Origin of the sequence: Aromatoleum toluvorans (assembly GCF_012910905.1) — a bacterium.
GTDB classification, from domain to species: Bacteria; Pseudomonadota; Gammaproteobacteria; order Burkholderiales; family Rhodocyclaceae; genus Aromatoleum; species Aromatoleum toluvorans.
The window spans coordinates 146,492-171,067 of sequence record NZ_WTVN01000003.1 but is presented as its reverse complement, the minus strand read 5'-3'; the positions used below and the strand labels follow the sequence as shown (position 1 = coordinate 171,067).

Annotated in this window: 23 protein-coding genes; 13 read left to right on the top strand and 10 right to left on the bottom strand. The window is 67.9% G+C overall.

What is annotated here, in order from left to right:
- Positions 1 to 29: 29 nt before the first annotated feature.
- Entirely contained in the window at positions 30 to 1,190 is a 1,161-nt protein-coding gene (locus GPA22_RS03775) for a GNAT family N-acetyltransferase (RefSeq protein WP_169254763.1), read from the bottom strand.
- Positions 1,191 to 1,308: 118 nt separating this feature from the next.
- On the opposite strand from GPA22_RS03775, the gene GPA22_RS03770 reads away from it, so the two are divergent.
- Complete coding sequence (locus GPA22_RS03770) at positions 1,309 to 2,013, top strand: 2-phosphosulfolactate phosphatase (protein ID WP_169254762.1); 705 nt, start codon at positions 1,309 to 1,311, stop codon at positions 2,011 to 2,013.
- Positions 2,014 to 2,029: 16 nt separating this feature from the next.
- Here the strand turns inward: GPA22_RS03770 and GPA22_RS03765 are convergent, their stop codons facing one another.
- Positions 2,030 to 2,287 (bottom strand): tautomerase family protein, encoded by a 258-nt coding sequence (locus GPA22_RS03765; RefSeq protein WP_281374092.1) that lies wholly within the window; start codon positions 2,285 to 2,287, stop codon positions 2,030 to 2,032.
- Positions 2,288 to 2,461: 174 nt separating this feature from the next.
- Here GPA22_RS03765 and GPA22_RS03760 point away from each other — a divergent pair, with 174 nt between their 5' ends.
- Positions 2,462 to 4,504 carry a helicase-related protein gene (locus GPA22_RS03760; protein WP_211168908.1) on the top strand — a complete coding sequence of 681 codons (2,043 nt, stop codon included), beginning with the start codon at positions 2,462 to 2,464 and terminating at the stop codon, positions 4,502 to 4,504.
- A gap of 21 nt (positions 4,505 to 4,525) precedes the next feature.
- Here GPA22_RS03760 and GPA22_RS03755 read toward each other — a convergent pair whose 3' ends face one another.
- Positions 4,526 to 5,452 carry a ketopantoate reductase family protein gene (locus GPA22_RS03755; protein WP_169254760.1) on the bottom strand — a complete coding sequence of 309 codons (927 nt, stop codon included), beginning with the start codon at positions 5,450 to 5,452 and terminating at the stop codon, positions 4,526 to 4,528.
- Positions 5,453 to 5,728: 276 nt separating this feature from the next.
- On the opposite strand from GPA22_RS03755, the gene GPA22_RS03750 reads away from it, so the two are divergent.
- A complete protein-coding gene (locus tag GPA22_RS03750) occupies positions 5,729 to 7,096 on the top strand; it encodes a DUF1615 domain-containing protein (RefSeq protein ID WP_169254759.1) in 1,368 nt (455 codons plus the stop codon).
- A 43-nt stretch (positions 7,097 to 7,139) separates the two neighbouring features.
- Here the strand turns inward: GPA22_RS03750 and GPA22_RS03745 are convergent, their stop codons facing one another.
- Together GPA22_RS03745 and aliA are read right to left on the bottom strand one after the other, a co-directional pair.
- Positions 7,140 to 7,913, bottom strand: a complete 774-nt coding sequence (locus GPA22_RS03745) for an enoyl-CoA hydratase (RefSeq protein ID WP_169254758.1) — start codon at positions 7,911 to 7,913, stop codon at positions 7,140 to 7,142.
- 20 nt (positions 7,914 to 7,933) lie between these two features.
- A complete protein-coding gene (gene aliA / locus GPA22_RS03740) occupies positions 7,934 to 9,562 on the bottom strand; it encodes a cyclohexanecarboxylate-CoA ligase (RefSeq protein ID WP_169254757.1) in 1,629 nt (542 codons plus the stop codon).
- A 430-nt stretch (positions 9,563 to 9,992) separates the two neighbouring features.
- Here aliA and aliB point away from each other — a divergent pair, with 430 nt between their 5' ends.
- Positions 9,993 to 11,141, top strand: a complete 1,149-nt coding sequence (gene aliB, locus GPA22_RS03735) for a cyclohexanecarboxyl-CoA dehydrogenase (RefSeq protein ID WP_169254756.1) — start codon at positions 9,993 to 9,995, stop codon at positions 11,139 to 11,141.
- On the opposite strand, the gene GPA22_RS03730 is transcribed toward aliB, so the two are convergent.
- Complete coding sequence (locus tag GPA22_RS03730) at positions 11,138 to 11,608, bottom strand: MarR family winged helix-turn-helix transcriptional regulator (protein WP_169254755.1); 471 nt, start codon at positions 11,606 to 11,608, stop codon at positions 11,138 to 11,140. The two genes, aliB and GPA22_RS03730, sit on opposite strands and share 4 nt — an antisense overlap.
- A 99-nt stretch (positions 11,609 to 11,707) precedes the next feature.
- Between GPA22_RS03730 and badH the strand changes: the two genes are divergently transcribed.
- The 4 genes from badH to GPA22_RS03710 all read left to right on the top strand — a co-directional run bounded on the left by badH (position 11,708) and on the right by GPA22_RS03710 (position 15,293).
- Positions 11,708 to 12,475 carry a 2-hydroxycyclohexanecarboxyl-CoA dehydrogenase gene (gene badH, locus GPA22_RS03725; protein WP_169254754.1) on the top strand — a complete coding sequence of 256 codons (768 nt, stop codon included), beginning with the start codon at positions 11,708 to 11,710 and terminating at the stop codon, positions 12,473 to 12,475.
- Between the two features lie 43 nt (positions 12,476 to 12,518).
- The gene (gene badI, locus GPA22_RS03720) at positions 12,519 to 13,301 is read left to right on the top strand and encodes a 2-ketocyclohexanecarboxyl-CoA hydrolase (protein WP_169254753.1); all 783 of its coding nucleotides are present in this window, start codon (positions 12,519 to 12,521) and stop codon (positions 13,299 to 13,301) included.
- Between the two features lie 100 nt (positions 13,302 to 13,401).
- Positions 13,402 to 14,556 (top strand): acyl-CoA dehydrogenase family protein, encoded by a 1,155-nt coding sequence (locus tag GPA22_RS03715; protein WP_169254752.1) that lies wholly within the window; start codon positions 13,402 to 13,404, stop codon positions 14,554 to 14,556.
- 8 nt (positions 14,557 to 14,564) lie between these two features.
- On the top strand, positions 14,565 to 15,293 hold the full coding sequence (locus GPA22_RS03710) for a nitroreductase (RefSeq protein ID WP_343035940.1): 729 nt from the start codon (positions 14,565 to 14,567) through the stop codon (positions 15,291 to 15,293).
- 124 nt (positions 15,294 to 15,417) lie between these two features.
- On the opposite strand, the gene paaY is transcribed toward GPA22_RS03710, so the two are convergent.
- Positions 15,418 to 16,032 carry a phenylacetic acid degradation protein PaaY gene (gene paaY, locus GPA22_RS03705; protein ID WP_121428831.1) on the bottom strand — a complete coding sequence of 205 codons (615 nt, stop codon included), beginning with the start codon at positions 16,030 to 16,032 and terminating at the stop codon, positions 15,418 to 15,420.
- A gap of 185 nt (positions 16,033 to 16,217) precedes the next feature.
- On the opposite strand from paaY, the gene GPA22_RS03700 reads away from it, so the two are divergent.
- The 4 genes from GPA22_RS03700 to GPA22_RS03685 all read left to right on the top strand — a co-directional run bounded on the left by GPA22_RS03700 (position 16,218) and on the right by GPA22_RS03685 (position 20,536).
- A complete protein-coding gene (locus GPA22_RS03700) occupies positions 16,218 to 16,988 on the top strand; it encodes an enoyl-CoA hydratase (protein WP_169254750.1) in 771 nt (256 codons plus the stop codon).
- A 15-nt stretch (positions 16,989 to 17,003) separates the two neighbouring features.
- A complete protein-coding gene (locus GPA22_RS03695) occupies positions 17,004 to 18,512 on the top strand; it encodes a 3-hydroxyacyl-CoA dehydrogenase (RefSeq protein ID WP_246264039.1) in 1,509 nt (502 codons plus the stop codon).
- A gap of 29 nt (positions 18,513 to 18,541) precedes the next feature.
- On the top strand, positions 18,542 to 19,750 hold the full coding sequence (locus tag GPA22_RS03690; protein ID WP_169254748.1) for a 3-oxoadipyl-CoA thiolase: 1,209 nt from the start codon (positions 18,542 to 18,544) through the stop codon (positions 19,748 to 19,750).
- A 195-nt stretch (positions 19,751 to 19,945) separates the two neighbouring features.
- Positions 19,946 to 20,536 carry a nucleotidyltransferase family protein gene (locus tag GPA22_RS03685; RefSeq protein WP_343035939.1) on the top strand — a complete coding sequence of 197 codons (591 nt, stop codon included), beginning with the start codon at positions 19,946 to 19,948 and terminating at the stop codon, positions 20,534 to 20,536.
- Between the two features lie 16 nt (positions 20,537 to 20,552).
- Here GPA22_RS03685 and GPA22_RS03680 read toward each other — a convergent pair whose 3' ends face one another.
- The 3 genes from GPA22_RS03680 to ipdC form a co-directional block, all read right to left on the bottom strand.
- Positions 20,553 to 21,209: an HAD family hydrolase gene (locus GPA22_RS03680; RefSeq protein WP_169254747.1), complete on the bottom strand. Its 657-nt coding sequence runs from the start codon at positions 21,207 to 21,209 to the stop codon at positions 20,553 to 20,555.
- Positions 21,210 to 21,395: 186 nt separating this feature from the next.
- Positions 21,396 to 22,244, bottom strand: coding sequence for a DUF3025 domain-containing protein (locus GPA22_RS03675; RefSeq protein WP_169254746.1), 849 nt, complete (start codon positions 22,242 to 22,244; stop codon positions 21,396 to 21,398).
- 12 nt (positions 22,245 to 22,256) lie between these two features.
- On the bottom strand, positions 22,257 to 23,879 hold the full coding sequence (gene ipdC, locus GPA22_RS03670; protein ID WP_169254745.1) for an indolepyruvate/phenylpyruvate decarboxylase: 1,623 nt from the start codon (positions 23,877 to 23,879) through the stop codon (positions 22,257 to 22,259).
- Positions 23,880 to 23,997: 118 nt separating this feature from the next.
- Between ipdC and GPA22_RS03665 the strand changes: the two genes are divergently transcribed.
- On the top strand, positions 23,998 to 24,519 hold the full coding sequence (locus GPA22_RS03665) for an Lrp/AsnC family transcriptional regulator (protein ID WP_169254744.1): 522 nt from the start codon (positions 23,998 to 24,000) through the stop codon (positions 24,517 to 24,519).
- Positions 24,520 to 24,576: the final 57 nt, after the last annotated feature.

The following is a 24,576-nucleotide window of genomic DNA, read 5'->3' as shown; positions in this document are numbered from 1 at the left end:
CAGCGCGCGAAGGGCGCGCCGTCCGGGTTTCAGGCGATGCCGGTTTCCGGCTTGCGGAAGGGCAGATGGCTGCGCGCGTCATCCTGCCAGGCCGCGACGCCGGCCTTCTGGCGTTCGAGGTGCGGGGCGATCAGGCGCCGCATCTCCGGATCCGGAATCCAGTGCGCGGAACACACGACCTGCGGCGTGAAGCCGCGCGAGATCTTGTGTTCGCCGCCCGCGCCGGGCTCGAAGCGGGTCAGGCCGTGGCGCAGGCAGTAGTCGATGCCCTGATAGAAGCACAGCTCGAAATGCAGGCTGTCGATGTGCCGGCTTGCCCCCCAGTAGCGGCCGTACAGCGTGTCGTTGCTGCGAAAGCACAGCGACACCGCGACCGGCACATTGCCGTCATTGGCCGTGAACACCACCATGCGATCGCCGAGGGTCGCGGCGAGGGCGGCGAAGCATTCGGTGCCGAAGGCGGCATGGTTGCCGAAGCGGTCGAAGGTCGACTTGTAAAGCGCATGCAGCGCCGGCCACTCGTGCGCGCCGATCTCGCCGCCGTGGCGCACGGCAATGCGCAGCCCGGATTCCGCCGCACGTCGCCGCTCGGCGCGCACCTTGCGGCGCTTCTCGGCCGAGAAGGATTGCAGGTAGCCGCCGAAGTCGCCGAAACCCGCGTCCGACCAGTGGTACTGCACGTCGTGGCTCACGAGCAGTCCGGCGGTCTGCAGCGCCTCGACGTCCGCGGGCGAGGCGAGGGCGACATGCCAGGTGGAAAAGCCGTTCTCCTCGACGATGCCCTTCGCGACTCCGATCAGCGCGTTGCGCACCGCGGCGCCGTCTGCGGCATCGCGCGCGACCAGCAGTCGCGGCCCGCCGACCGGCGTGTAGGGCAGACCGGAGATCAGGCGCGGGTAGTAGCGGTGGCCGAAGCGTTCCCACACCGCTTTCCAGCTCCAGTCGTAGATGAAATCCCCGTGCGAGTGACTCTTCAGGTAGAGCGGCAGCAGGCCGACGATCGCATCGTCTTCGCTCGCGACGAGGTGCAGGGGCTGCCAGCCGGCCTCGGGGATGGCGACCCCCTGTTCCTCGACGATGCGCAGGAAATCGCCGTTCAGGAAGGGGTGGCCCGGTTCGGCGAATGCGCTCCAGGCTGCGTGGGGGATGTCGGCGGCGCGTTCTGCGATGCGGATCTTCAGGTTGCTCATGCGTCGGGCTGATACTGCTGAGTGGGGGCGCGGGCAGTTGGACAACAGCGCGGGTAATCGTTCGGGCGCAGCATGAGTCGGACTCTCCGCGGGTTGCGTCATGCCGTATGATGGAACCATGCAAATCCATCGCATCAGCCTGCACCGCCTCGTGCAGACGTCGCACGACTTCGATGCCGTCGTCGCGATCGACGTATTGCGTTCCTTTTCCACCGCAGCTTACGCGTTCGCGGCGGGCGCGTCGGAAATCCATCCGGTCGGGACCGCAGGCGAAGCCGATCTCCTGCTCGAACACCTGCCCGATGCGCTGACGGTGGGGGCCTTGCCCGGCGGGCGCCCCATGCCCGGCTTCGACCTGGGCAACTCGCCCTCGCGCGTGCAGCCGCTGGACCTGGCGAAACGGCCGGTGATCCTGTCGACCGCCGCAGGCGTGCAGGCGCTCCTGCGTTTTCGCACGGCGCCGCGCCTGTTCGCGGCGAGCCTCGTGTGCGCGGGCGCCACGCTGCGCGCCTTGCAGGCGGGCCCGCTGGAGCGGGTCGCGCTGATCACTACCGGGGAATGGATCGACCGCGACGGCGACGAGGACATCGCCTGTGCGGATTACCTCGCCGCCGGCCTGCAGGGCGAGCCGATCGACCGCGAAGCGCTGGCCCTGCGCGTGCGCAATTCGGATTTCGGCCGGCGCTTCGTTGCGGGCACGGATCCGGCGCTGCCGCTCGCCGACCTGGAGCTGTGCGCGCAGGTCGACCGCTTCGATTTCGCGATGCCGGTGACCCGCGGGCGCTACGGCCTGGTGATGCGTCCGCTGTTGCCGCCGACTTGAGTGCCGGGGTCGCGGGTCATTGCCCGCGCTTGCGCCGGACGGTCACGCTTTCGCCGCCGATTCCCCAGTTGTCGGTGTCGACCTCGTCGATGACGACGACGGTGGTCTGCGGATTCTTGCCGAGAACGTCCTGCAGCAGCCGCGTGACGCCGCGGATCAGTTCGGCCTTCTGGTCCGGGGTGGCGCCTTCGCGCGTAATCTTGATGTTCACGTAGGGCATGTTCGTCTTCCGCTGTCGGTGGATCGGTGGGGAAGCGCAGGCTACCGGCGGCAACGGATCACGTAAAGTGAATTATTCTGATGCAATGCATCTTGAATTGGAATGACTGGATGGATGCGGCATGTCTTCTGCGGCGATACGGGCGAACGGCGCGAGATCGCTGCGCGGACTACCGCTTCGTGGCCCGGACGTGAGACCCTCCACCCTTTGATGCACGGAACACCTTAATTGGAAGACGATTTCTTCATCGACCCCGAAGCCGCCGTACCGGCCGGGGAGGACCCGGAGGGCGACGATGCGCTGCTCGACGTGGCGCGCGAGTTGCATCTGTGGCTGCAAAGCTTCAACGCACGCCTCGTGCACAACGAGGGGGCGGTGGCGATCGAGGTCGCCGGCGAAGTGGAGGCCGGCGGGCGGCGTTTCCCCTATCGTCTGGTGCCCGAGCGCTGCGTGCTGGCGCGCGTGCAGAAGTGGCGCAAGCTGCCCGAGGAGAAGCACCTCGCGCTGGTGCGCGAGCGGCTTCACATGTCGTCGGTCGCCGAGTTCGAGGCCGACGTGCGCGCCTTCGTCACCGGGGTGCTGCAGCGGGCGCAGGCCGAAGGGCTGGACGGTGCGCGCTTCCTGCGTGCGCTGGAGACCGGCAAGGAACTGGCGAGCCGGCGCTTCCGCATCGTCGAGGACCGGCTTGCGGAAGCGGCGGTGCGCCGCCGCGCGGAGACGCTGGCGGAGGCCGCGCGCGACACGGTCAAGCTGACGCGCTATCCGGAGTCCTTCGAGACGGCGTACATGATGCGGCGCCGTTTCATCGCGATCCTGGGGCCGACCAATTCGGGCAAGACGCACCAGGCGATGGAGGCGCTGGCGCAGGCGGCGAGCGGCGTGTATCTGGCGCCGCTGCGCCTGCTGGCACTGGAAAACTACGAGCGCCTCGCGGACCGCGGCGTCGCGGTGAGCCTCGTCACCGGCGAGGAGCGGCGCATCACCCCCGGCGCGACCCACGTCGCGAGCACCATCGAGATGCTCGACACGTCGCGGCCGGTCGAGGTCGCGGTGATCGACGAGATCCAGATGCTGGAGGACCTCGAACGCGGTTCGGCGTGGACGGCGGCGGTGTGCGGGGCCGCCGCGAAGACGGTGTTCCTGCTCGGCGCGCTGTCCGCGCGTCCGGCAGTGGAAGCCCTCGCCGAGCGTCTCGGCTGCGAGCTGGAGGTGCGCACGCTCGAACGCAAGTCGCCGCTGGAGATGGCGCAACGCGCGGTCGGCAGCATCGGCCAGTTGCGGCGCGGCGACGCGGTGATCGCGTTCTCGCGCCGCGACGTGCTGAACTGGGCGACCAACATCGCCGAGGCGGGTTTTCGCGTCGCGACGATCTACGGCAACCTGTCGCCGGAGGTGCGACGCGCGCAGGCGCAGCGCTTTCGCGACGGCGAGGCCGACATCGTCGTCGCGACCGACGCGATCGGCATGGGGCTGAACCTGCCGGTCGCGCGGGTGGTGTTCTCGACCGCGAAGAAGTTCGACGGCATCTCGGAGGACATCCTGCCGCCCTGGCTCACGCACCAGATCGCCGGGCGGGCAGGGCGCTTCGGCCTGCACGAGGCCGGCCTCGTCGCGGGCTTCGACGATCACACGCACCGCATCGTCGGCCGGCTGATGCGCACGTCCGCCGATCCGCTGTCGAGCCGCGGCTTCTACGTGACGCCTTCACTGCACCACCTGAAAAGCATCTCGGCCGCGACCGGTGAGCGCGCGCTCGCGCGGCTGCTCGAACTCTTCTCGCGCAACATCGACCTCACCGACGACTTCTTCCTGCCCGGCGACCTCACCGAGCAGATCGAGCGCGCGCGCTGGCTCGACACGCTGCCGCTGTCGCTCGAGCACCGCTTCACGCTGTCGCTCGTGCCGGTGTCGACGCGCGTCGAATCGCTCAACCAGGCGTGGCAGGAATGGGCGCGTTCGTTGTCGAAGGAGCGCACCTCGCATCTCGCGATCGAGCCGATGGGCAGCGGACGTTACGCGCTGCAGGCGGCCGAGGATGCGTGCAAGAAGTACTCGGCCTATGCGTGGCTGGGCTACCGCCTGCCGAAGCATTATCCCGACGCCGAAGTCGCCGTGGCGCTCGCGCGCAGCACCTCCGAAACGATCGACGAAATGCTTGCGCGCCAGCACGGGCGGCGGCGCGATTCGAAGGGCCGGGTAGGCGGGCGCGGCAAGCCGCGGCGGGGTGATGCGCCCCGGCGCCAGCCGACCGGGCAGCGCAAGCCGCGGTGATCCGGCGCCGGGGTAGGTCGGTCAGGCAGCAGGGGATGCGGTCTGGCCGGCGTCGCCGGCAGCGCGTTCTTCCAGCAGCTTCACCACGGCGTACAGCGCGCGGTTGACCGGCGTCGCGACGCCCAGCGCCTTGCCCCGGCGCAGCACGAAACCGTTCAGGTGATCGATTTCGCTGCGCTTGCCGCGCGCGAGATCCTGCGCGGTCGACGAGAACTGCGCCGGCATCGTCTGTGCGATCCGCTGCACCGATTCCCAGCTGTCGCCCGGCACCGTGATGCCTTCGGCCCACGCCAGGTCGAGGCACTCCTGCACCACATCGCGCATCACGTCCTCGACACTGTCGCCCACGATGAGCCGGCCATAGGGCTGTTGCGTGATCGCCGACAGCGCGTTGTAGGCGCAGTTGAGGATCAGCTTCGCCCACAAGGCGCCGACGACGTTGTCCGACACCTCGACGGGCACGCCGGCGGCGGCGAAGAGTTCGACGAGCCGCGCGGACGCGTCGGACGGGCCGATCACCAGTTCGCCGCGGCCATGGTGCTTCACATGACCGGGTCCCGCCATCTCGGTCGCGACATAGACCACGGCGGCGCCGACCTCGCGGCCCAATAGCGCCTGCAGCCGCTCCGCGTTGTCGACGCCGTTCTGCAGGCTGAGCACGATCGCCTCCGTCGCGAGGTGCGGCGCCAGCTCCACGGCGGCGCTGGCGGTGTCGGTCGATTTCACGCAGCACAGCACGAGCTGCGCGCCGCGTACGGCCTCGGCGCTGGTACTCGCCCGCACCGGCACGCGCTCCTGGAAATCGCGCGTGTCAAGCAGCAGGCCATCGCGCCTCACGGCGTCCACGTGCACGGGACGTCCGATCAGCGTCACCTCATGACCGGCGCGCGCGAGCATGCCGCCGTAGTAGCAGCCGACTGCGCCGGCTCCCATCACTGCAATCCTCATGAACTCTCTCCGTTGTCGTCGTATCGTTGGTGGTCGCGGCACGTGCCCTCCGCGAGCCCGCATCGACATGGTAGACCCATGCGACGGTATGTGCGGCACGGATAGTGCAAGCGCATCGTATGGCCGCGCGGGGCGGGAAAAAGGGCGAAATCGCGCCGCACAATCTGGTACTGTTGCGCTCCTGTCTGGTGGCCCGGCCAAGGTCGTGGCTGCCCGCGCGCCGCGGCATCGGGAATCCCTCCGGAGACGCGGCCTGATTTCCTTGTGCCTCGCCCGATGACTCCGCAGCGCATCTTCCGACCTGTCCCCATTCTTCTCGGCCTTGCCGCCGCAATGCTTGGCGGCTGTGCCGCCGTTCCGCCGCCCCCCGCCGTGCAGGCGCCCGCACCGGTCGAGATGCGGACGCCCGACACGCTTTCGTCCGCATCGGCCCTGCCGGTGCCGGGCGGTTCAGCCCTGCCGGGCGCCGTGCCGCTGCCGGGTGTCGTGCCATCGCCTGGCGTTGTTCCGCCTCCCGGTGTCGTGCCGCCCGCCCCGGCAGACGGCCGCTTCGTCCCGGGCTTCCCGCCGCGCGTGCAGGAGCAGGACGCGCGCAGGTTCGTCTATGCGTTGCTGCCACCCGGCGTCACCCGCGAGCGCGACGAATGGGCGGCCGACATCGTCGCAGCCTTCATGGGGCTGCGCCTCGCGCCGAGCGCGGAAAACTTCTGCGCATCCATCGCCGTCATCGAGCAGGAATCGGGTTTCCAGGCGGATCCCGTGGTGCCCGGCCTGTCGCGCATCGTGTGGCGCGAGATCGAAACGCGCCGCAAGCGCTACCTGATTCCGAAAATGGCGCTGGATGCCGCGCTGGCGAAGCCTTCGCGCGACGGGCGGACCTACCGCCAGCGCATCGACAGTCTGAAGACCGAGCGCCAGATGAGCATCCTCTACGGCGACATCATCGACGAGGTGCCGGGCGGAAAGCTGTTGCTCAGCGGATACAACCCGGTGCACACGGGCGGCCCGATGCAGGTGAGCGTCGCGTTCGCGGAAGAGCATGCGCGCGAGAAACCTTATGCCGGCGCAACCAACGGCCGGGTGCGGGAAGCCGTGTTCTCGCGTCGCGGGGGTGTGTACTTCGGCATTGCGCACCTGCTGGACTATCCCGCGCCCTACCGCAGCGCGGTCTACCGCTTCGCAGACTTCAACGCCGGCCATTACGCGAGCCGCAATGCGGCATTCCAGCTGGCCCTGGCCAAGGTGACGGGGCAGAAGCTGGTGCCGGACGGAGACCTGCTGCGCTACGACGACGGGCGCGCGAGCGCGGTCGCGAGCGATACGCAGCGGGCGGCGGCGAGGATTTCGCGGCGCTTGCGGCTCAACGCGGTCGAGATCGAATCCGCCCTGCGACAGGAGAAATCCGACGCCTTCGGCCAGACGAAGCTCTACCAGCGGGTGTTCGCGCTCGCCGACGAAGCGGCGGGGCGCCCGGTGCCCCGCGAGGCGGTTCCGCAGATCCGGCTGAAGAGCCCCAAGATCACGAGCAAGATTACGACGGCGTGGTTCGCCGACAGGGTGAACATGCGCTATCGCACGTGCATGGGCCGCGCAGCCGCAGTGCCCGACCTGCAGCCCGTGTGGACGAACGGCACCAGACTTTGAGCGGTCGGCCCCGCGACGGATGCGCGGGGCCGTATGCAGACGCTTATCGGTGGGTGAAGCGCGGCGGACGCTTCTCGACGAAGGCGGCCATGCCTTCCTTCTGGTCCGCCAGTCCGAAGGTCGCGTGCAGCGTGCGCCGTTCGAACAGCAGGCCTTCGTTGAGCGGGCCTTCGAAGGCGCGGTTGACCGTTTCCTTCATCATCATGAGCACCGGCAGCGAGAACTCGGCGATCTTCGCGGCGGCCGCGAGCGCCTCGTCGAGCACGCTCTCCGCCGGATAGATGCGCGCGACGAGCCCGCTGCGCTCCGCTTCCTGTGCATCCATCATGCGCCCGGTGAGGCACAGGTCCATCGCCTTGGTCTTGCCCACCGCGCGCGGCAGACGCTGCGTGCCGCCGGCGCCGGGGATCGTGCCGATCCTGATCTCCGGCTGGCCGAAGCGGGCGTTTTCGGCGGCGAAGACGATGTCGCACATCATCGCCAGTTCGCACCCGCCGCCCAGCGCGACGCCCGACACGGCGGCGATCGTGGGCTTGCGGAAGGTCTTGAGGCGTTCCCAGTTGCGCGTGATGAAGTCGCCCTTGTACGCGTCCATGTAGTCCATCGAGCGCATCGCGGCGATGTCCGCGCCGGCGGCGAAGGCCTTTTCGGAGCCGGTGACCACGACGCAGGCGATGCCCGGGTCCGCTTCGAAGCCGTCGAGCGCCTGGCCGATCGCGCTCATCACGTCGTCGTTGAGCGCGTTGAAGACTTCCGGGCGGTTGATGCGGATGAGGCCGACCTTGCCGCGCGTCTCGGTGAGGATTACCGAAGTCATCTCGTCGTTTCCCGTCGTCATCACTGACCGTTGCCGAAAGACTTGGCGGTCTCGCGCAGCTTGAACTTCTGCAGCTTGCCGGCCGGCGTGCGGGGCAGGTCTTCGACGATCTCGAGGCGCTCGGGGTAGTACTGTTTCGCGACCTGCTGCTTGTCGAGATAGGCGGTCATTTCTTCGAAAGTCAGCCTGCAGCCGGGTTTGAGCGACACGAAGGCGCACACGCGTTCGCCGAGGCGGCGGTCCGGGTAGCCCACGACCGCGACCGTGGTGATCGACGGATGACGGTAGAGCAGGTTCTCGATCTCGACGACCGGGATGTTCTCCCCGCCACGGATCACGATGTCCTTGCTGCGGCCGTTGATGCGGATGTAGCCCTCGCTGTCCAGGAACGCCATGTCGCCGGTGTCGAACCAGCCGTCCGCGGTGACGCCGTTGAGTTGGGGGCGCTTGAGATAACCGGCAAAAAGCGACGAGCCGCGGATCAGCAGCTCACCAGTTTCGCCACTGGGCAATTCGGCACCGTCCGGGCCGACGATGCGGAGCTCGATGCCGGGCAAAGGGCGGCCGTCGGAGACGCCGGATTTCTTCAGCGCGCGGGCAGGCTCGGTCACGGTGATCGCGCCGGTTTCGGTCATGCCCCACGCGGAGCAGATGGTCAGGCTCATCAGCTCCCACGCGCGCTGGATCACGACTGGGGGAATCGGCGCGCCGGCGCAGTTGAACCGCGTGAATTGCGGCGAAACAGGGGAACCAGCTTCGACCGCCGCGCACATGTCGGCAACGAAGGCCGCCGATGCCATGCTGAAGGTCACGCCTTCGTCGCGGACGATTTCCAGCGCGCGCGGGGCATCCCAGATTTCCTGCAGCACGGTGGTCGCATTCAGCACCACCGGCAGCATCGCGAGATAGCCGTAGCCGGTGAGGTGCGCCATCGGCGAGGCGCCGAGGATGATGTCGGACGGACTCAACTCCATCGTCGCGCTGTAGGCGTGGAGGTTCGAGAAGAGCGTGTTCGACGTGTGCATCACGCCCTTGGGCTCGCCGGTGGTGCCGGAGGTGTACATGAGCAGCGACACGTCGTCGGGTCCGATGCCCGGGCCGGAGAGGGGCGGCGCGTCCTCGCGCATCAGCACGCGGTCGAAGCTGTCGTCGCCGTCGCCATCCACCACCACCACTTGTTTCAGGTGCGGCAGTTTCGGCTGCAGTTCGCGTGCCATCGCGGCGTGGTCGAACTTGCGGAACACGGTCGGCACGACGAAGATTTTCGATTCGGCGAAGTTCAGCATGTAGCTCAGCTCATGCTGACGGAAGATCGGCATCACCGGGTTCGCGGCGGCACCGATGCGCGCGCAGGCGAGCGAAAGGGCGACGAATTCCCAGCGATTGGGTAGCTGGAAGCTCACGACGTCGCTGCGGCCCACGCCGAGCGCGACAAGATTGCGCGCGATCAGGTCGACGCGCCGGTCCAGCTCGCGATAGCTGAGGCGCACCGGCTCCGCCTGGCCGTCGCGGTACCCCACCACGGCGGGTTTGTCGGGGCAGTTCGCCAGCGCGCGCTGGAAATGCACGTCGATCGTTTCGTCGCGCCACAGGCCAGCGGCCTTCATCGGAGCCATGCGGTCGGCGATCAGCACCGGTTCGAAGTTCATCTTTTTCTCTCCTCGTCCGCGGACGCGTGGCCCGCGCAACCCTCGATTGTCGTCTAGCGAGACCGCCTCATGGGAAGGGGCGACCTGGTCCGCGCGACGGCGGGAAGAGCGTCGCCCGAAACCTGTCGCGCCCGTCCTTGCCGGAGCACGTCCCGCTCGTTGATCTCGCCCGTCGACCTTCGCCGACGGCGTCGCAAAGCTATTCCCTTTGCAAACCTAAGTCAATATCTTTGCACATCAGACGGCGGTAACGGATCTCCATGAAATAGCTGTGGTGACCTAAGTGTCTGACACGGATGGCTTCGTACAAGCATTGTTACTGATTCTGGCGTGTTCGCATCTTCGTCCGTCGAAAAGTTAAATAGCAATGTATTGACAGAAAAGTTCGGCACTCCCTAGAATGCGCAAAACCTACACAGGAGGAGCAGCGATGGATTTCAGTCTCAGCCCCGAGCAGCAGGCGCTCGTCGATACCGCCAGCCGTTATGCCCGCGAGCGTCTCGCTCCCGGCTACAAGGCACGTGAAAAAGCCGAGCGCATCGAGCGCGAAGTGATCCGCGAGATGGGCGAGCTCGGCTTCCTCGGGCCGGAACTGTCGGAAGCGCACGGAGGCCTGGGCGTGGACTGCGTGACCAGCGGCCTGCTGCTGGAGCAGATCTCCTACGGCGACTTCAACGTCTCGTACGTGAACCTCCTCACCTCGCTGTGCGGCCAGATCGTCGCGAACTACGCGCAGCCGGAGATCGCGAAGGAGTGGCTGGGCCAGGTCATCGCCGGCAAGAAGTCGATCGCGATCGCGCTGACCGAGCCGAGCGCCGGTTCGGACGCGGCGCGCCTCAAGCTGAAGGCGACGCGCGACGGCGATTTCTGGGTGCTCAACGGCGAGAAGACCTCGATCTCGATGGCCACCCAGTCGGACGTGGCGGTGGTGTTCGCCCGCACCGGCAGCGAAGCCGACCGCGCCCGCGGCATCAGCGCCTTCCTCGTGCCGATGGATCTGCCGGGCATCACCCGCACGGCCTTCGACGACATCGGTACTCGCCCGGTGGGCCGCGGCTCGATCTTCTTCGACGACGTGCGCGTGCCGGCCGGGATGATGCTCGGCGACGAGGGCAAGGGCTTCGTGCAGGTGATGCAGGGCTTCGACTACAGCCGCGCGCTGATCGGCATCCAGTGCATGGGCGTCGTGCGCGCCTCGCTCGACGAGACCTGGCGCTACGTGCAGGAGCGCGAGGCCTTCGGCAAGAAGATCGGCGACTTCCAGGGCGTGACTTTCCCGCTCGCCGAAGCCGAGACGATGTACGAGGCCTGCCGCGCGCTATGCCTGAAGACGCTGTGGCTGAAGGACCAGGGACTGGAACACACGGCCGAGGCGGCGATGTGCAAGTGGTGGGCGCCCAAGCTCGCCTGCGAAATCATCCACCAGTGCCTGCTTACGCACGGCCACGGCGGCTACGCGAGCGACTACGACTTCGGTCAGCGCTATCGCGACGTCATGGGCCTGCAGATCGGCGACGGCACCGCGAACATCATGAAGATGATCATCGGCCGCCAGAAACTGGCGGCGCACGAGATCTAAAGCCTGGCCATGTTGCGCTGCAAGAGGCTCACGTAATGGATGAACTGCAAGCGGTCATCGAACGAGAAGCCTTTCAGCGCCTGGTCGTAGAAGTCGTGGATGGGATCGGCGAGTTTGACCCACAGCTCCTCGCCCTTCGGGCTGAGCCTGACTTTCACGGAGCGGCGGTCTTCGGCGCTGGTTGCGCGTTCGATCAGGCCGTCGCGTTCGAGGCGGGTGAGGATGCCCGACAGGTTCTGGCGGCTGACGAGCAGGAAGCGCGACAGCTCACCGATACCCATGCCTTCCTTGACCTTCGGGCGGGACAGGGCGCCGAGCACGGACCACTGCTGCGTCGTCACGCCGAACTCGTCGAGGGCCTGCGTGCCCTTGGTGTGCAGCGTGTTCGCGGCCTGGAAGAAACGGAAGAACAGCCGGTTGCTGATCTCCATCGTGGCGAGGTCCTTGGCAGCGGAAAGGTCTTTCATCGGGGCGTCATGTCGTTTGCGAACGGCGCCCATTGAATCGCAAAGCATGGCCCGGACGCAACGGGCCGAATTGATGGTTACCCAACAGGAGGAAGCAAAATGAGAGGTCTTGAAGGCAAGGTCGTGATCGTGACGGGTGGTGCCGGTGGCATCGGTTCCGCAATCTGCCGCCGCTTTGGCGAAGAGCGCGCGAGCGTCGCCGTGTTCGACATCAACCGCGAAGCGGCCGAAGCCGTCGCCGCGGAAATCCAGTCTGCCGGCGGCAAGGCGCGCGCCTATGCGGTCGACCTGACCAGCCAGGATTCCGTGATCACCGCCGTGACCGCCGCGGAAGGCGAACTCGGCCCGATCGACGTGCTGGTGAACAACGCCGGCTGGGACAAGGTCGGCAACTTCCTCGACACCGAAAAGCCGCTGTGGGACAAGATCGTCGCGATCAACCTGTACGGCGCGCTGTACATGCACCACGCGGTCGTCAAGGGCATGCGCGAGCGCGGCCGCGGCCGGGTGATCAACGTCGCGTCCGACGCCGGCCGCGTCGGGTCGTCGGGCGAGGCGGTGTACTCCTTCTGCAAGGGCGGGCTGATCTCGTTCTCGAAGACGATGGCGCGCGAACTCGCCCGCCAGCAGATCAACATCAACGTCGTGTGCCCCGGCCCGACCGACACCCCGCTGCTCGACGACATCTGCGGCGAAGGCGAACGCGGCGAGAAGCTGCGCACAGCCTTCACCCGCGCCGTCCCCTTCGGCCGCCTCGGCCAGCCGGGCGACCTGCCGGGCGCAGTGGCCTTCCTCGCCAGCGACGACGCCGCGTTCATCACCGGTCAGGTGATGAGCGTGTCGGGCGGCCTGACGATGGCCGGTTAACGAACGTCAGCACGAATTCAAGCAATCGAACCAGGAGCAGATGATGGAATACCAGGACATTCTCTACACCAAGCAGGACGGCATCGCGACGATCACGATCAACCGCCCCGCGCAGTACAACGCCTTCCGCGCCCAGACCTGCGAGGAAATGATCCACGCGCTGAAGGATGCGGACTTCGACCGCAGCGTCGGCGTGGTCGTGCTGACCGGCGCCGGCGACAAGGCGTTCTGCACCGGCGGTGACCAGGGCACGCAGGACGGCGGCTACGGCGGCCGCGGCACGATCGGCCTGCCGATCGAGGAAGTGCAGAGCGCGATCCGCGACATCGCCAAGCCCGTGATCGCCCGCGTGAACGGCTATGCGATCGGCGGCGGCAACGTGCTCGTGACGATCTGCGACCTCGCCATCGCGTCCGACAAGGCGCAGCTCGGCCAGGCCGGCCCGCGCGTCGGCTCGGTCGACCCCGGCTTCGGCACCGCGCTGCTGGCGCGCGTCGTCGGCGAGAAGAAGGCGCGCGAGATCTGGTACCTGTGCCGCCGCTACACCGCGCAGGAAGCGCTGGCGATGGGCCTCGTCAATGCCGTCGTGCCGCACGACCAGCTCGACGCCGAAGTGAAGAAGTGGTGCGACGAGATCGTCGAGAAGAGCCCGACCGCGATCGCGCTGGCGAAGAAGTCGTTCAACGTCGATACCGAAATGATCCGCGGCATGGGCGGACTGGCGATGCACGCGCTCAAGCTCTATTACGAGACGGCAGAATCGGCCGAGGGCGGCAACGCCTTCCGCGAGAAGCGCAAGCCCGAGTTCCGCAAGTACCAGAAGTAAGCAGCGTCCCGTCACGCATTCCGGCCGGGAGTTCCCGGCCGGGACGCGGACCATTGCATCACCCGACAAACACAACACAGCATCGGAGAGGGAACACGACATGATCCGCGACCAGGAGACACTCAACATTCTGCTCGACACGATCTCGCGCTTCGTGCGCGAGCGCCTCGTGCCGCAGGAGGCGCACGTCGCCGAGACCGACCAGATCCCGGCGGAACTCGTCGCCGAGATGAAGGAGCTGGGGCTCTTCGGCCTGTCGATTCCCGAGGAATACGGCGGCATGGGGCTGACGATGGAAGAGGAGGTCCTTGCGACCTTCGAGATCGGCCAGACCTCGCCGTGCTTCCGTTCGCTGTTCGCGACCAACAACGGCATCGGCGCGCAAGGGATCGTCATCGACGGCACCGACCAGCAGAAGCGCGACTACCTGCCGCGCCTCGCCTCCGGCGAGATCATCGGCTCCTTCGCGCTCACCGAACCGGACGCCGGCTCCGACGCCGGCAGCCTGCGCACGACGGCGCGCCGCGATGGTGACCACTACGTGATCAACGGCACCAAGCGCTATATCACCAACGCGCCCGAAGCGGGCATCTTCACGGTGATGGCGCGCACCAATCCCGACGCGAAGGGCGCGCACGGGATCTCCGCCTTCATCGTCGAGAAGGGCACGCCGGGCCTGTCGCTCGGCCACATCGACAAGAAGATGGGCCAGAAGGGCGCCCATACCTGCGACGTGATCTTCGAGGACTGCCGCATCCCGGCCGCGAACCTGATCGGCGGCAAGGAAGAGGTCGGTTTCAAGACCGCGATGAAGGTGCTCGACAAGGGCCGCATCAACATCGCCGCGATCTGCGTCGGCGAGGCCGAGCGCATGCTCGCGGACGCGCTGCGCTACGCGCTGGAGCGCAAGCAGTTCGGCAAGCCGATCGCCGAATTCCAGCTCATCCAGGCGATGCTCGCCGACAGCAAGGCCGAGATCTATGCCGCACGCAGCATGGTTGTGGACGCCGCGCGCAAGCGCGACGAGGGCCGTGACGTCGGCACCGAAGCCGCGTGCGCCAAGCTCTTCGCGTCCGAGATGTGCTGCCGCGTGGCCGATCGTGCCGTGCAGATCTTCGGCGGCGCCGGCTACCTGTCGGAATACGGCATCGAGCGTTTCTACCGCGACGTGCGCCTGTTCCGCATCTTCGAGGGCACGAGCCAGATCCAGCAGCTCGTGATCGCGCGCAACATGATCCGGGCCGCCGGCGAATGAACGCGCGCGTGCGGGACGATCCCGTCGTCTCGTTCGGCGGCGACGAGGCGGTGCTCGACTGGCTGATCTCGCGCCGCCGCTCGATACGGGCATTCCTCTCGGTCCCCGTCGATACGGGCACGATCGAAGGCATGCTGCGGATCGCCGCGCGCGCCCCGTCCGGCAACAACATCCAGCCGTGGCGCGTGCACGTCGTCGCCGGCGCGCAGCGCGATGCGCTGGTGGATGCCGTGTGTGCGGCCTTCGACCAGGGCGACGACCGCCATGTGCCGGAATACGCGTATTACCCCGCCGAGTTCGTCGAGCCCTATCTCGGCCGGCGCCGCCGCAGCGGCTGGGGCCTGTACGCCCGGCTCGGCATCGAGAAGGGTGATCGCGAAGGGGTGCGGCTCCAGATGCGGCGCAACTTCCGCTTCTTCGACGCCCCGGTCGGACTCTTCTTCACGATCGACCGGCGCCTGGAGAAGGGCAGTTGGCTCGATTACGGCATGTTCCTGCAGAACGTGATGCTCGCCGCCGAGGCGCGCGGGCTATCCACCTGTGCGCAGGGGGCCTGGAATCCGTACCACCGGATCATCTCGGACATGCTTGGCTTCGGCAAGCACGAGCAGCTCGTGTGCGGCATGGCGCTCGGCTACGCCGACCCCGACGCGCCCGAGAACGCGCTCGTGACCGAGCGTGCGCCCCTGTCGGAATTCGTTGTCATGCACGGCGAGGCTGCCGTTGCCGAACACTGAGGTTTATTCGTGGGACGGTCTCATTGAGCGTCCCGCCTCCGGCGCAGTTCTTCCTGCTCCCTTCTCCCGGACTCGCCGGAGTTGTGGCCGGCTCGACGCCTTCGCGTCGAGCCGGGTTTTTTCATCAGCTACGCTTTTTCTGCTCGCTCAGCGGCACGATCTCGGGCATCACGATGCGCTTGCGCCCAGGCTCCACCGCCGTCAGCGCGTCGGTCTCTTCCATCGTCGCGAGGCAGCGCACCGTCAGGTTCTGGTAGATCCCGGTGCCGCGCACCTTCCACGCCATTTCCTGCTCGCTGAGCTCGCGCACGACTTTCGCCGGCACGCCGGCAACCAGCGAATTCGCCGGCACTTCCATGCCCGCCTTCACGAAGCTGCACGCGGCGACGAAGCTGTTCTCGCCGATCACGGCGTTGTCCATCACGACCGCGTTCATGCCGACCAGCGCGTTGCGCTTGATCGTGCAGCAATGCAGCACCGAGCCGTGGCCGATATGGCCGTTCTCCTCGACCACGGTGTCGTGCTCGGGGAAGCTGTGGATCACGCAGGTGTCCTGCACGTTGACGCCCGCCTGCAGGATCAGGCGGCCGAAGTCGCCGCGCAGGCTCGCACAGGGGCCGACGTAGCAGCCGGGGCCGACGATGACGTCGCCGATCAGCACGGCGCTCGGATGCACGTAGGCGGTCGGGTCGACGACCGGCACGACGCCGTCGATGGCGAATACGCGGGGTGTGTTCATCGGGACTCCTTGTTCGCCCGCGGCGCGGGCAGGTGGGGTTGGATCAGCGGAACGGGGCTTTAAAGGCATTATATTGCCCGGTCAATCGATTCTAGGGGTTTATCCTTGCACGGAAAAGCAGTATCGTGCATTTCCCAAAATAGTCAGAACAACGGTTCGCGGTGCGGACCCAAGGAGAGAGCGAGATGGATGCAGTAGTCGTCGAACGGCCGAACCCGCAGGTTGCGGTGGTCCGGATCAACCGGCCCGAAGCCCGCAATGCGCTGAACCAGCAGGTCCGCACCCTGCTGGCCGAGCACTTCACCGCGCTCGGGCGCGAGGCGGAGGTGCGCGCGATCGTGCTGACGGGCGGTGACAAGTATTTCGCCGCGGGCGCCGACTTGCGCGAGTTCGCCGAAGCGGGCGCGATCGAGATGATGCTGCGCAACACGCAGCGCCTGTGGGCCGCGATCGCGAGCTGCCCGAAGCCGGTCATCGCGGCGATCAATGGCTTCGCGTGGGGCGGCGGCTGCGAGCTCGCGATGCACGCCGACATCATCGTTGCGGGCGAGGGCGCGTCCTTCTGCCAGCCCGAGGTCAAGGTCGGGATCATGCCGGGCGCCGGCGGCACGCAGCGCCTCGCGCGCGCGGTGGGCAAGTTCAAGGCGATGAAGATGGTGCTGACCGGCCAGCCGGTCTCCGGGCGCGAGGCGGGCGAGATGGGCCTCGCCAGCGAGGTCGTGCCGGACGCCGAGGTGCAGGCGCGCGCGATGGAGCTCGCGACGCAGATCGCCGCGCTGCCGCCGCTCGCGATCATGCAGATCAAGGAAGTGCTGCTCGCCGGTCAGGACGCCTCGCTCGACGCGGCGCTGATGCTCGAGCGCAAGGCCTTCCAGCTGCTGTTCGCGAGCCGCGACCAGAAGGAAGGCATGCAGGCCTTCTTCGACAAGCGTCCGGCCGGTTTCGAGGGGGTGTGAGCGATGTTCGATGCGATGCGTAATGATTTGACGCTGGGCGTCGTCGGTACCGGCCTGATGGGCCGCGGGATCGCGCAGATCGCCGTGCAGGCGGGCGTCGCGGTGCGGCTCTTCGACACGCGCGCGGGCGCGGCAGCGGAAGCCTGCGATGCGGTCGGCGGCATGCTCGCGAAGCTCGCCGAGAAGGGCAAGATCGACGCGGCGGACGCGCGTGCGGCGACCGGGCGGATGACGGTCGCGTCTAGCGTCGCCGAGCTCGCCGGCTGCGACGTCGTCGTCGAGGCGATCGTCGAGAACCTCGATGCGAAGCGCGGCCTGTTCCGTGAGCTCGAAGAGGTGGTGTCGGACGACTGCGTGCTGGCGACCAACACCTCCTCGCTGTCGGTGACCTCGATCGCGGCCGCCTGCCGCCGTCCCGAGCGGGTCGCGGGCCTGCACTTCTTCAGCCCGGTGCCGCTGATGAAGGTCGTCGAGATCATCGACGGCGTACGCGGTGACCGGGCCGTGGGCGATGCGCTGATCGCGCTTGCGCGCCGCATGGGCCACACGCCGGTGCGCGCCTCCGACACGCCGGGCTTCATCGTGAACCACGCCGGCCGCGGCTACCTCACCGAGTCGCTGCGCGTGCTCGGCGAAAGCATCACCGACTTCGCGACGCTCGACCGCATCCTCAAGGAATCGGTCGGCTTCCGCATGGGGCCGTGCGAGCTGCTCGACCTCACCGGGCTGGACGTGTCGCATCCGGTCATGGAGTCGATCTACGACCAGTACTACCAGGAGCCGCGCTTCCGCCCGTCGCCGATCACCCGCCAGCGTCTCGCCGGCGGCCTGCTCGGGCGCAAGAGCGGGCAGGGGTTCTATCTATACAAGGACGGCAGCGCCGAGCCTGTCGCCATGCCCTCCGTGCCGGACGTCGCGCCGCAACCGCTGTGGCTGAGTCGGCGTGACCCGGCCCTGCATGCGCGCGTCGTCGCGGTGCTGGAGGCGCAGGGCGTCGCGCTGGACCGCGGCGATCGTCCCGCCGAGGGCTCGGTGTGCATCGTGCTGCCACTCGGCACCGACGCGACGAGTTGCGCGCTCGCCGAAGGGCTGGACCCGAAGCGCACGCTGGCGCTCGATCCGCTCTTTGTCGACAAGCACCTGACACTGATGACGACGCCCGTGACCGCGCCCGAAGCACGCGACGCGGCGTGGGCGGCGCTCGCCGCCGGCGGCAAGGCGGTGTCGGTCGTGCGCGACAGCGCCGGCCTCGTCGCGCAGCGCGTCGTCGCGACCATCGTCAACATCGGCTGCGACATCGCGCAGCAGCGCGTCGCGACGCCCGGGGACATCGACTCGGCCGTGCGCCTGGGACTCGGTTATCCGAAGGGGCCGCTCGCGCTGGGCGACTCTCTCGGCGCCGCGACCATCCTCGCGATCCTCGACGGCATGCACGAGTTCTACCGCGATCCGCGCTATCGCCCCAGTCCGTGGCTCACCCGTCGCGCGCGCCTGGGCGTGTCGCTGACGACGCCGGAAAACTGACAACCACACACCACACCAAAGGAGATTCCATGCTCGACGCCTACATCTACGCCGGTCTGCGTTCCCCCATCGGCCGCCACGCCGGCGCGCTCGCACCGGTCCGTCCCGACGACCTCGTTGCCACCGTGATCCGCGAGGTCGTCGAGCGTTCGCCGTTCGCGGCGGCGGACATCGAGGACGTGGTGCTGGGTTGTGCCGCGCAGGCGGGCGAGGATTCGCGCAACGTCGCGCGCCACGCGGCACTGCTCGCGGGCCTGCCGACGCAGGTCGCCGGCCAGACCATCAACCGCCTGTGCGGCAGCGGCCTCGCCGCGGTGCTGGACACGGCGCGCGCGGTCACGGTGGGCGAGGGCGAGCTGTACGTCGCCGGCGGCGTCGAGAGCATGAGCCGCGCGCCCTTCGTCGTCGCGAAGGCGGAATCCCCCTTTAGCCGCGATTTCAAGGTGTTCGACACGACCATCGGCGCGCGCTTCCCCAACCCGAAGATCGTCGAGCAGTACGGCAACGACAGCATGCCCGAGACGGGCGACAACGTCGCTGCGGACTTCGGCATCTCGCGCGAGGACTCCGACCGCTTCGCCGCCGCGTCGCAGGCGAAGTACGCGGCCGCCAAGGAAGCGGGCTTCTACGCCGGCGAGATCCTGCCGATCTCGGTGCCGACCGGCCGCAAGACGCCGCCGCTGGTCGTTAGCGAAGACGAGCACCCGCGGCCGGAGTCGACCTACGAGTCGCTCGCGAAGCTGAAATCCCTGTTCCCGAATGGCGTCGTCACCGCCGGCAATGCGTCCGGCATCAACGACGGCGCGGCGGCGCTGCTCATCGGCAGCAAGGCGGCGGGCGACAAGGTCGGCGCGAAGCCGATGGCGCGCATCCTCGCGGGCGCGGTCGCGGGCGTCGAGCCGCGCATCATGGGCGTCGGCCCCGCGTATGCGATCCCGAAGGCGATCGCACGCGCCGGGCTCACGTTGAAGGACATGGACGTCATCGAGATCAACGAGGCCTTTGCACCGCAGGTGCTGAGCTGCCTGAAGCTGATGGGCGTCGCGTTCGACGATCCGCGCGTGAACCCGAATGGCGGCGCGATCGCGATCGGCCACCCGCTGGGTGCATCCGGCGCCCGCATCGCTCTTTCGGCGGCGCGCGAGCTGGAGCGGCGCAACGGGCGCTATGCGGTGGTCAGCCTGTGCATCGGCGTCGGCCACGGCATCGCGCTGGTGATCGAGCGCGTGCCGGGCTGAACGCTCGGCTCCGTCCCCGCAGTTCGCGGGGCGGAGCGCCCACCGGCGGCAATGAGCCGCACGCCACCCCATCCGACGCAATAACGGGAGCGCATTTCGCCGGATGGGTTGAGCAGTCCCGGCTACGCCCCTTTGCAAGGCGCTCCGGTCGGGTAAGCTGCCGCGCTGTAGCGGCATTCACGCGGAGGTGAAGAAGTGGAGAACCGATCGACCTCGCCCCGCGGCATCATGGGCATCCTGCTCGCGGCGGGGCAGGGATCGCGCTTCGGCAGCAACAAGCTGTGCCATGCGCTCGCGGACGGCACGCCGGTGGCCGTGCGCAGCGCGGAAAACCTGCGCGACGCGCTGGGGGAGATGATCGCGGTCGTGCGCCCCGAGGATTCGATCCTGCGCGGGCACTTCGACGCCGCGGGAATCGCTTACGTCCTGTGTCCCGACGCCGGGCAGGGCATGGCAGCGACCCTCGTGTGCGGCATCCGTGCAACCCCCGGTGCCGCCGGCTGGGTCATCGCGCTCGGCGACATGCCTTACATCCGCCCCGATACGATCGCTGCAGTCGCAGCGGCAATCCGCGACGGAGCTTTGCTCGCCGCGCCGTTCACCGACGGGCAGCGCGGCCACCCGGTCGGGTTCGCAACCTCGCTGAAGGACGAACTGCTGGCGCTGCAAGGCGACGAAGGCGCCCGGCGCGTGATCGTCGGCCACAAGGAGCAGCTGCGCCGGATCGACTGCGACGATCCGGGTATCCTCGCCGATATCGACGTCCCGGCCGATCTGCGCCCGTGACGGACGCAGCAGGGTTTCAGTCTTCCAGCAGCGCCGCCGTCAGCGCCGCGGGCGTCGCGAACGCGCGCCAGTGCGCGGCCATCTCCGCAGGGACCAGGCTGCCGTAACCCCAGGTCGCGGCGAAGAAGGGCAGCCTGTTCGCATCGGCCGATTCGCCGTCTTCGCTGCGGTCGCCGACGTACACCGATACGTGCTCGGGGATGTCGTGATCGTCCATCAACCGCGCGATCATCGCCGCCTTGGTCGGCAGGCGCGGCTCGAAGAGATCCAGCGCATACACCGTCTTGAAGTAGCCGCTCCAGCCAAGGTGATCGAGGATCAGGCGGGTCGGGTGCAGCCGTTTGTTGGTCGCGATCGCCAGCGTGCGCCCGCCCGCTGCGAGCCGCTCCAGCATGTCGCCGACCCCGGCGTAGGCGGCAGTCTCCCGGTAACCCGTCGTGTCATAGCTCGCCTTGAAGTGGGCGGCAAGCTCGTCGATAAGCCGCGCATCCTTCGTCCCAGTCAGGATCTGCAGCGTTTCCACCAGCGGCGGCCCGACGATGGACTCGTCGATCGCCACCACCGGTGTGCGTCCTGCAGTCGCGAAGGCCTGGCGGTAGCTCGCGAGGATCGCCGGGGCGGAATCGATCAGCGTGCCGTCGAGATCGAAGAGGACGTACTGGAAGCGGGGCATATGTGAGGAGAGTGTTTGCGGTCAGGCGGCATTTTACGGCGCTCTGCCTCTTGCAGCGCCACAGTTCCGACACGTGGGGCTGGCATCAATGGCGCTTTCGCAGGGCGGAAAAGCGCAGCGCCTTCCGCCGCATGCATCGAGCGACTGGGCGCCCATGCGGCGGATTACGCCTTCGGCTCATCCGCCCTACGATTGTGCGGAATCGGCCGTCGATGGCTGCTCTACCGGCACGCGCTTCGACCGGAACTGACGGGTATCGCGGTAATACGCGACGGACTCGTTCTCCGGCGTGACGCCCGGAATCCCCAGCAGCGGCAGCGGTGCAAGCTCGCGCGGGGCGCGCAGCAGACCGGCATCGAGCAGTTGCGCGGCGAGCCACGCGTCGGTCTCGGCCTGTCGCTCGGCCGCGGGCAAGGCTAGCCAGCCCACATCAACGACGCGGTACAACGCCTTGCCACACAGCCCGAAGAAGGGTTCGCGCAGTTGGTCCCAGGTGCCGTGGCCGAACACGAGGAAGCGGGTGGTCTCGATCAGCCGCGCGCGCCGCGCCCAGAACACCTCCTCCCACTCGTGCGCGGCGAGGAGGGCGGGAATCTCGGGATTGCTGGACACGACTACGATGCCGCACTCGTCGAACTGGGTCAGCGCATCGCGCCGCGGCCCGCGGCCGGGGAGGCCGGCTGCGATGCGTGTGTCGCGCTCGCGCCGATGGAGGATGTTGCACGCCGCCTTCGCACGCGGCCACACGCACCACGCGAGGGCGTTGAAGAAGTCATGCCAGTCGTCGGCGCGGGTGGGCACTTCGCCGGTCGCGAAGATGTGCTCCTCGTAGGCGAAGGGGTGCGCGGGCGGCGGGATGAAGCGGATCAGCCGTTCACCTCCGCTCGCCGCGTCCGGGGCGACTTCGCGCAGCAGCGCGTCGAGCTGCGCAGTGCCAGGAAGCGTAGGTGCCTTGAAGCGCCCGAGCAGCGCCGCGATCGGTTCGAAGAGCGGCCGGGCGGCGAACGCCGCGGGGGTGTCGGGTCCGGCCGTCATCGATCTCCTGTCTTACTTCGTGCTGATGCGTTTCACCCCGGCGACGAAGCGCGACAGCGTCGTCGACAGCACGCCGCGCGGGATCGTCACCTCGATCAGCTGGAAGCGGCCGCGCGTGGCGATCGCCTTGTCGAGCGCAGCTTTCAGCTCCGCGCGTGTCGACACGCGCACGCCATCCCCGCCCAGGGGCGCGGCCATCTCCGCGTAGCCCCACTGGCCGAGGTCGTTGAAGCCCGATTCCGGCTGGAAGGTGCGCAGCATCTCCCAACTCGCGTTGTTGAACAAGAGCACGATCGGGTCGAAGCCGTAGCGCTTGCAGTTGCCGAGCTCCCAGCCGGTCATCTGGAAGGCGCCGTCGCCGACGAGGATCAGCGGGCGCTGGCCGCTCGTGGCCTGCAGGCCGAGGCCGGCGGGCACGCCGAAGCCCATCGTGGCGTAGTAGCCCGGGGCGATCAGGGCCGTCTGCTCGATTTCCATCGCGGTGAACAGGCAGTCGCCGATGTCGGACGCGATCGGCAGCTTGCCGTGCGCGGCGAAGAGGTCGTTCACCGCCTTCGCGATGTCGGTCGGCGCGATCGTCTCGCCATCCGCGACGAGGCCTCTTGGGTATTGATGCGGGGCGACCGGGAAGGTCTTCTCGGCGCCGTTCTTCACCCGGGCGAGCATCTCGTCGACGAGCGCGGCGAGCGGCATGTTCGCATAGCTATGGTAGCCGAGCGTGACCTGGCCGTTGTGCGCCTGGATGGTCTTGCGCAGGTCGATGCGGGTCTCCGACACGGCGAAGTTGGTGTCCGAGATGATTTCGCCGAGCAGGAAGAGGCCGTCCGCCCCTTCGACGAGCTGGGTGACGTCCGGCAGTCCCGCAACGCCCATGTAGGTGCCGACCAGCGGCGCGTCGCAGTCGGTGAGCAGGCCGCGGCCCATGAAGCTGGTGACCACCGGGAGTCCCAGTCGGCGCGAGAGCTCCGCGACCTTTTCCTCCAGCCCGAAGCGGCGCACTTCGACGCCCGCCATCAGCACCGGACTCTTCGCGACGTCGAGCCGGGCGAGAATTTCATCCACGCACGCGCCCAGCGCGTCCCGGTCGAGCGCGCGCGGCGCCTCGCGCGTCACGGGGGCGCACGCCTCGCGCACCATGTCGCGCGGGATCTCGATGTAGACCGGCTCGGAGTTGCGCAGGCAGTTCGCCAGCACGCGCGCGATGTCGGCCGGCGCACGCGCCGCGTCGTCGAGCTTCACCTGGTCGCAGGTGATCTCCTTGAAGATCTGCAGCTGAGAGTCGAGCGTCTTGGCCTGATGGTGCAGCAGCAGGCCCGAACTTGCCTCGCCCTTGCCGGGGCCGCCCGAGAGCACGACCACCGGCGACTTCTCCGCGTACGCGGCCGCGATGGCATTGACCATGTTGAACGCACCCGCGCCGTACGTGACCGCCGCGACACCCAGGCCGCCACGGATGCGCGCCGTCGCGTCGGCGGCGAAGCCCACGCCCGGCTCGTGCGAGAGCGTGTACAGCGGCAGGATTCCCGACTCCTCGATGATGCGGAAGTAAGGCAGGGCGAAATCGCCGGGAATGCCGAAGATCTCGTGGGCGCCGTGATCCTTGAGCGCGTGCAGCAGGGATTCGACCAGGTTCATGCGATGCTCCTCCTATCGTTATGGCGAGCATTATTGCGCACGAGTCGCGCACATTGCGTTCGTTATGTGCGCATAATTGCGCAGTTAAAGCACGAAACGCGCATGGAGATGGAAAACGATGCAACAGATCGTCGTGGACAAGTTCGACCTGCAGATTCTCGATGCCTTGCAGCGCCGCGGCAATGCGACCAACAGCGCACTCGGGGAAGAAATCCACCTCTCGCCGTCGCAGATCAGCCGGCGCATCAGCCGCATGGAGCAGGGCGGCATCATCGCATCCTACGCCGCGCTGCTCGACCCCGCGGCAGTCGGGCTGGACGTCTCCGCCTTCGCCCAGGTCACGCTGGAGCGCCACGGCGAGTTGCGCAGCGACGCGTTCGAACGCGCCGTCGCAGCAGTGCCGGAGGTGATCGCGTGCTTTTCGGTGAGCGGCGACGCGGACTACGTGATGCACATCGTCGCGCCCGACCTCGTGGCGTTCTCCGAAGTCATGATGAAACGCATCATGCGCCTGCCGGGGCTCGCGCACCTGAAGACCAACATCGCGCTGAAGACGGTGAAGCAGACGAGCGTGCTGCCGCTCGACCACATCATGCACGCGCCGCAACCGCGGCGGCGGATGCAGTTCGCGTCGGGTTGATGAGTGCCGCCGTTCGCCTGGGGCGTGTGCGCCCATTTCCGTGTCAGCCCGGTCGGG

What these genes read in the sequence shown, in the direction of transcription:
- ipdC (WP_169254745.1), bottom strand. Translation starts at nt 23,879, where the DNA reads ATGAACCTGGTCGAATCCCTGCTGCACGCGCTCAAGGATCACGGCGCC.
- aliB (WP_169254756.1), top strand. Translation starts at nt 9,993, where the DNA reads ATGGATTTCAGTCTCAGCCCCGAGCAGCAGGCGCTCGTCGATACCGCC.
- GPA22_RS03750 (WP_169254759.1), top strand. Translation starts at nt 5,729, where the DNA reads ATGACTCCGCAGCGCATCTTCCGACCTGTCCCCATTCTTCTCGGCCTT.
- GPA22_RS03770 (WP_169254762.1), top strand. Translation starts at nt 1,309, where the DNA reads ATGCAAATCCATCGCATCAGCCTGCACCGCCTCGTGCAGACGTCGCAC.
- GPA22_RS03695 (WP_246264039.1), top strand. Translation starts at nt 17,004, where the DNA reads ATGCGTAATGATTTGACGCTGGGCGTCGTCGGTACCGGCCTGATGGGC.
- GPA22_RS03700 (WP_169254750.1), top strand. Translation starts at nt 16,218, where the DNA reads ATGGATGCAGTAGTCGTCGAACGGCCGAACCCGCAGGTTGCGGTGGTC.
- GPA22_RS03755 (WP_169254760.1), bottom strand. Translation starts at nt 5,452, where the DNA reads ATGAGGATTGCAGTGATGGGAGCCGGCGCAGTCGGCTGCTACTACGGC.
- aliA (WP_169254757.1), bottom strand. Translation starts at nt 9,562, where the DNA reads ATGAACTTCGAACCGGTGCTGATCGCCGACCGCATGGCTCCGATGAAG.
- GPA22_RS03690 (WP_169254748.1), top strand. Translation starts at nt 18,542, where the DNA reads ATGCTCGACGCCTACATCTACGCCGGTCTGCGTTCCCCCATCGGCCGC.
- badH (WP_169254754.1), top strand. Translation starts at nt 11,708, where the DNA reads ATGAGAGGTCTTGAAGGCAAGGTCGTGATCGTGACGGGTGGTGCCGGT.
- GPA22_RS03680 (WP_169254747.1), bottom strand. Translation starts at nt 21,209, where the DNA reads ATGCCCCGCTTCCAGTACGTCCTCTTCGATCTCGACGGCACGCTGATC.
- badI (WP_169254753.1), top strand. Translation starts at nt 12,519, where the DNA reads ATGGAATACCAGGACATTCTCTACACCAAGCAGGACGGCATCGCGACG.
- GPA22_RS03675 (WP_169254746.1), bottom strand. Translation starts at nt 22,244, where the DNA reads ATGACGGCCGGACCCGACACCCCCGCGGCGTTCGCCGCCCGGCCGCTC.
- GPA22_RS03730 (WP_169254755.1), bottom strand. Translation starts at nt 11,608, where the DNA reads ATGAAAGACCTTTCCGCTGCCAAGGACCTCGCCACGATGGAGATCAGC.
- GPA22_RS03775 (WP_169254763.1), bottom strand. Translation starts at nt 1,190, where the DNA reads ATGAGCAACCTGAAGATCCGCATCGCAGAACGCGCCGCCGACATCCCC.
- GPA22_RS03665 (WP_169254744.1), top strand. Translation starts at nt 23,998, where the DNA reads ATGCAACAGATCGTCGTGGACAAGTTCGACCTGCAGATTCTCGATGCC.
- paaY (WP_121428831.1), bottom strand. Translation starts at nt 16,032, where the DNA reads ATGAACACACCCCGCGTATTCGCCATCGACGGCGTCGTGCCGGTCGTC.
- GPA22_RS03715 (WP_169254752.1), top strand. Translation starts at nt 13,402, where the DNA reads ATGATCCGCGACCAGGAGACACTCAACATTCTGCTCGACACGATCTCG.
- GPA22_RS03745 (WP_169254758.1), bottom strand. Translation starts at nt 7,913, where the DNA reads ATGACTTCGGTAATCCTCACCGAGACGCGCGGCAAGGTCGGCCTCATC.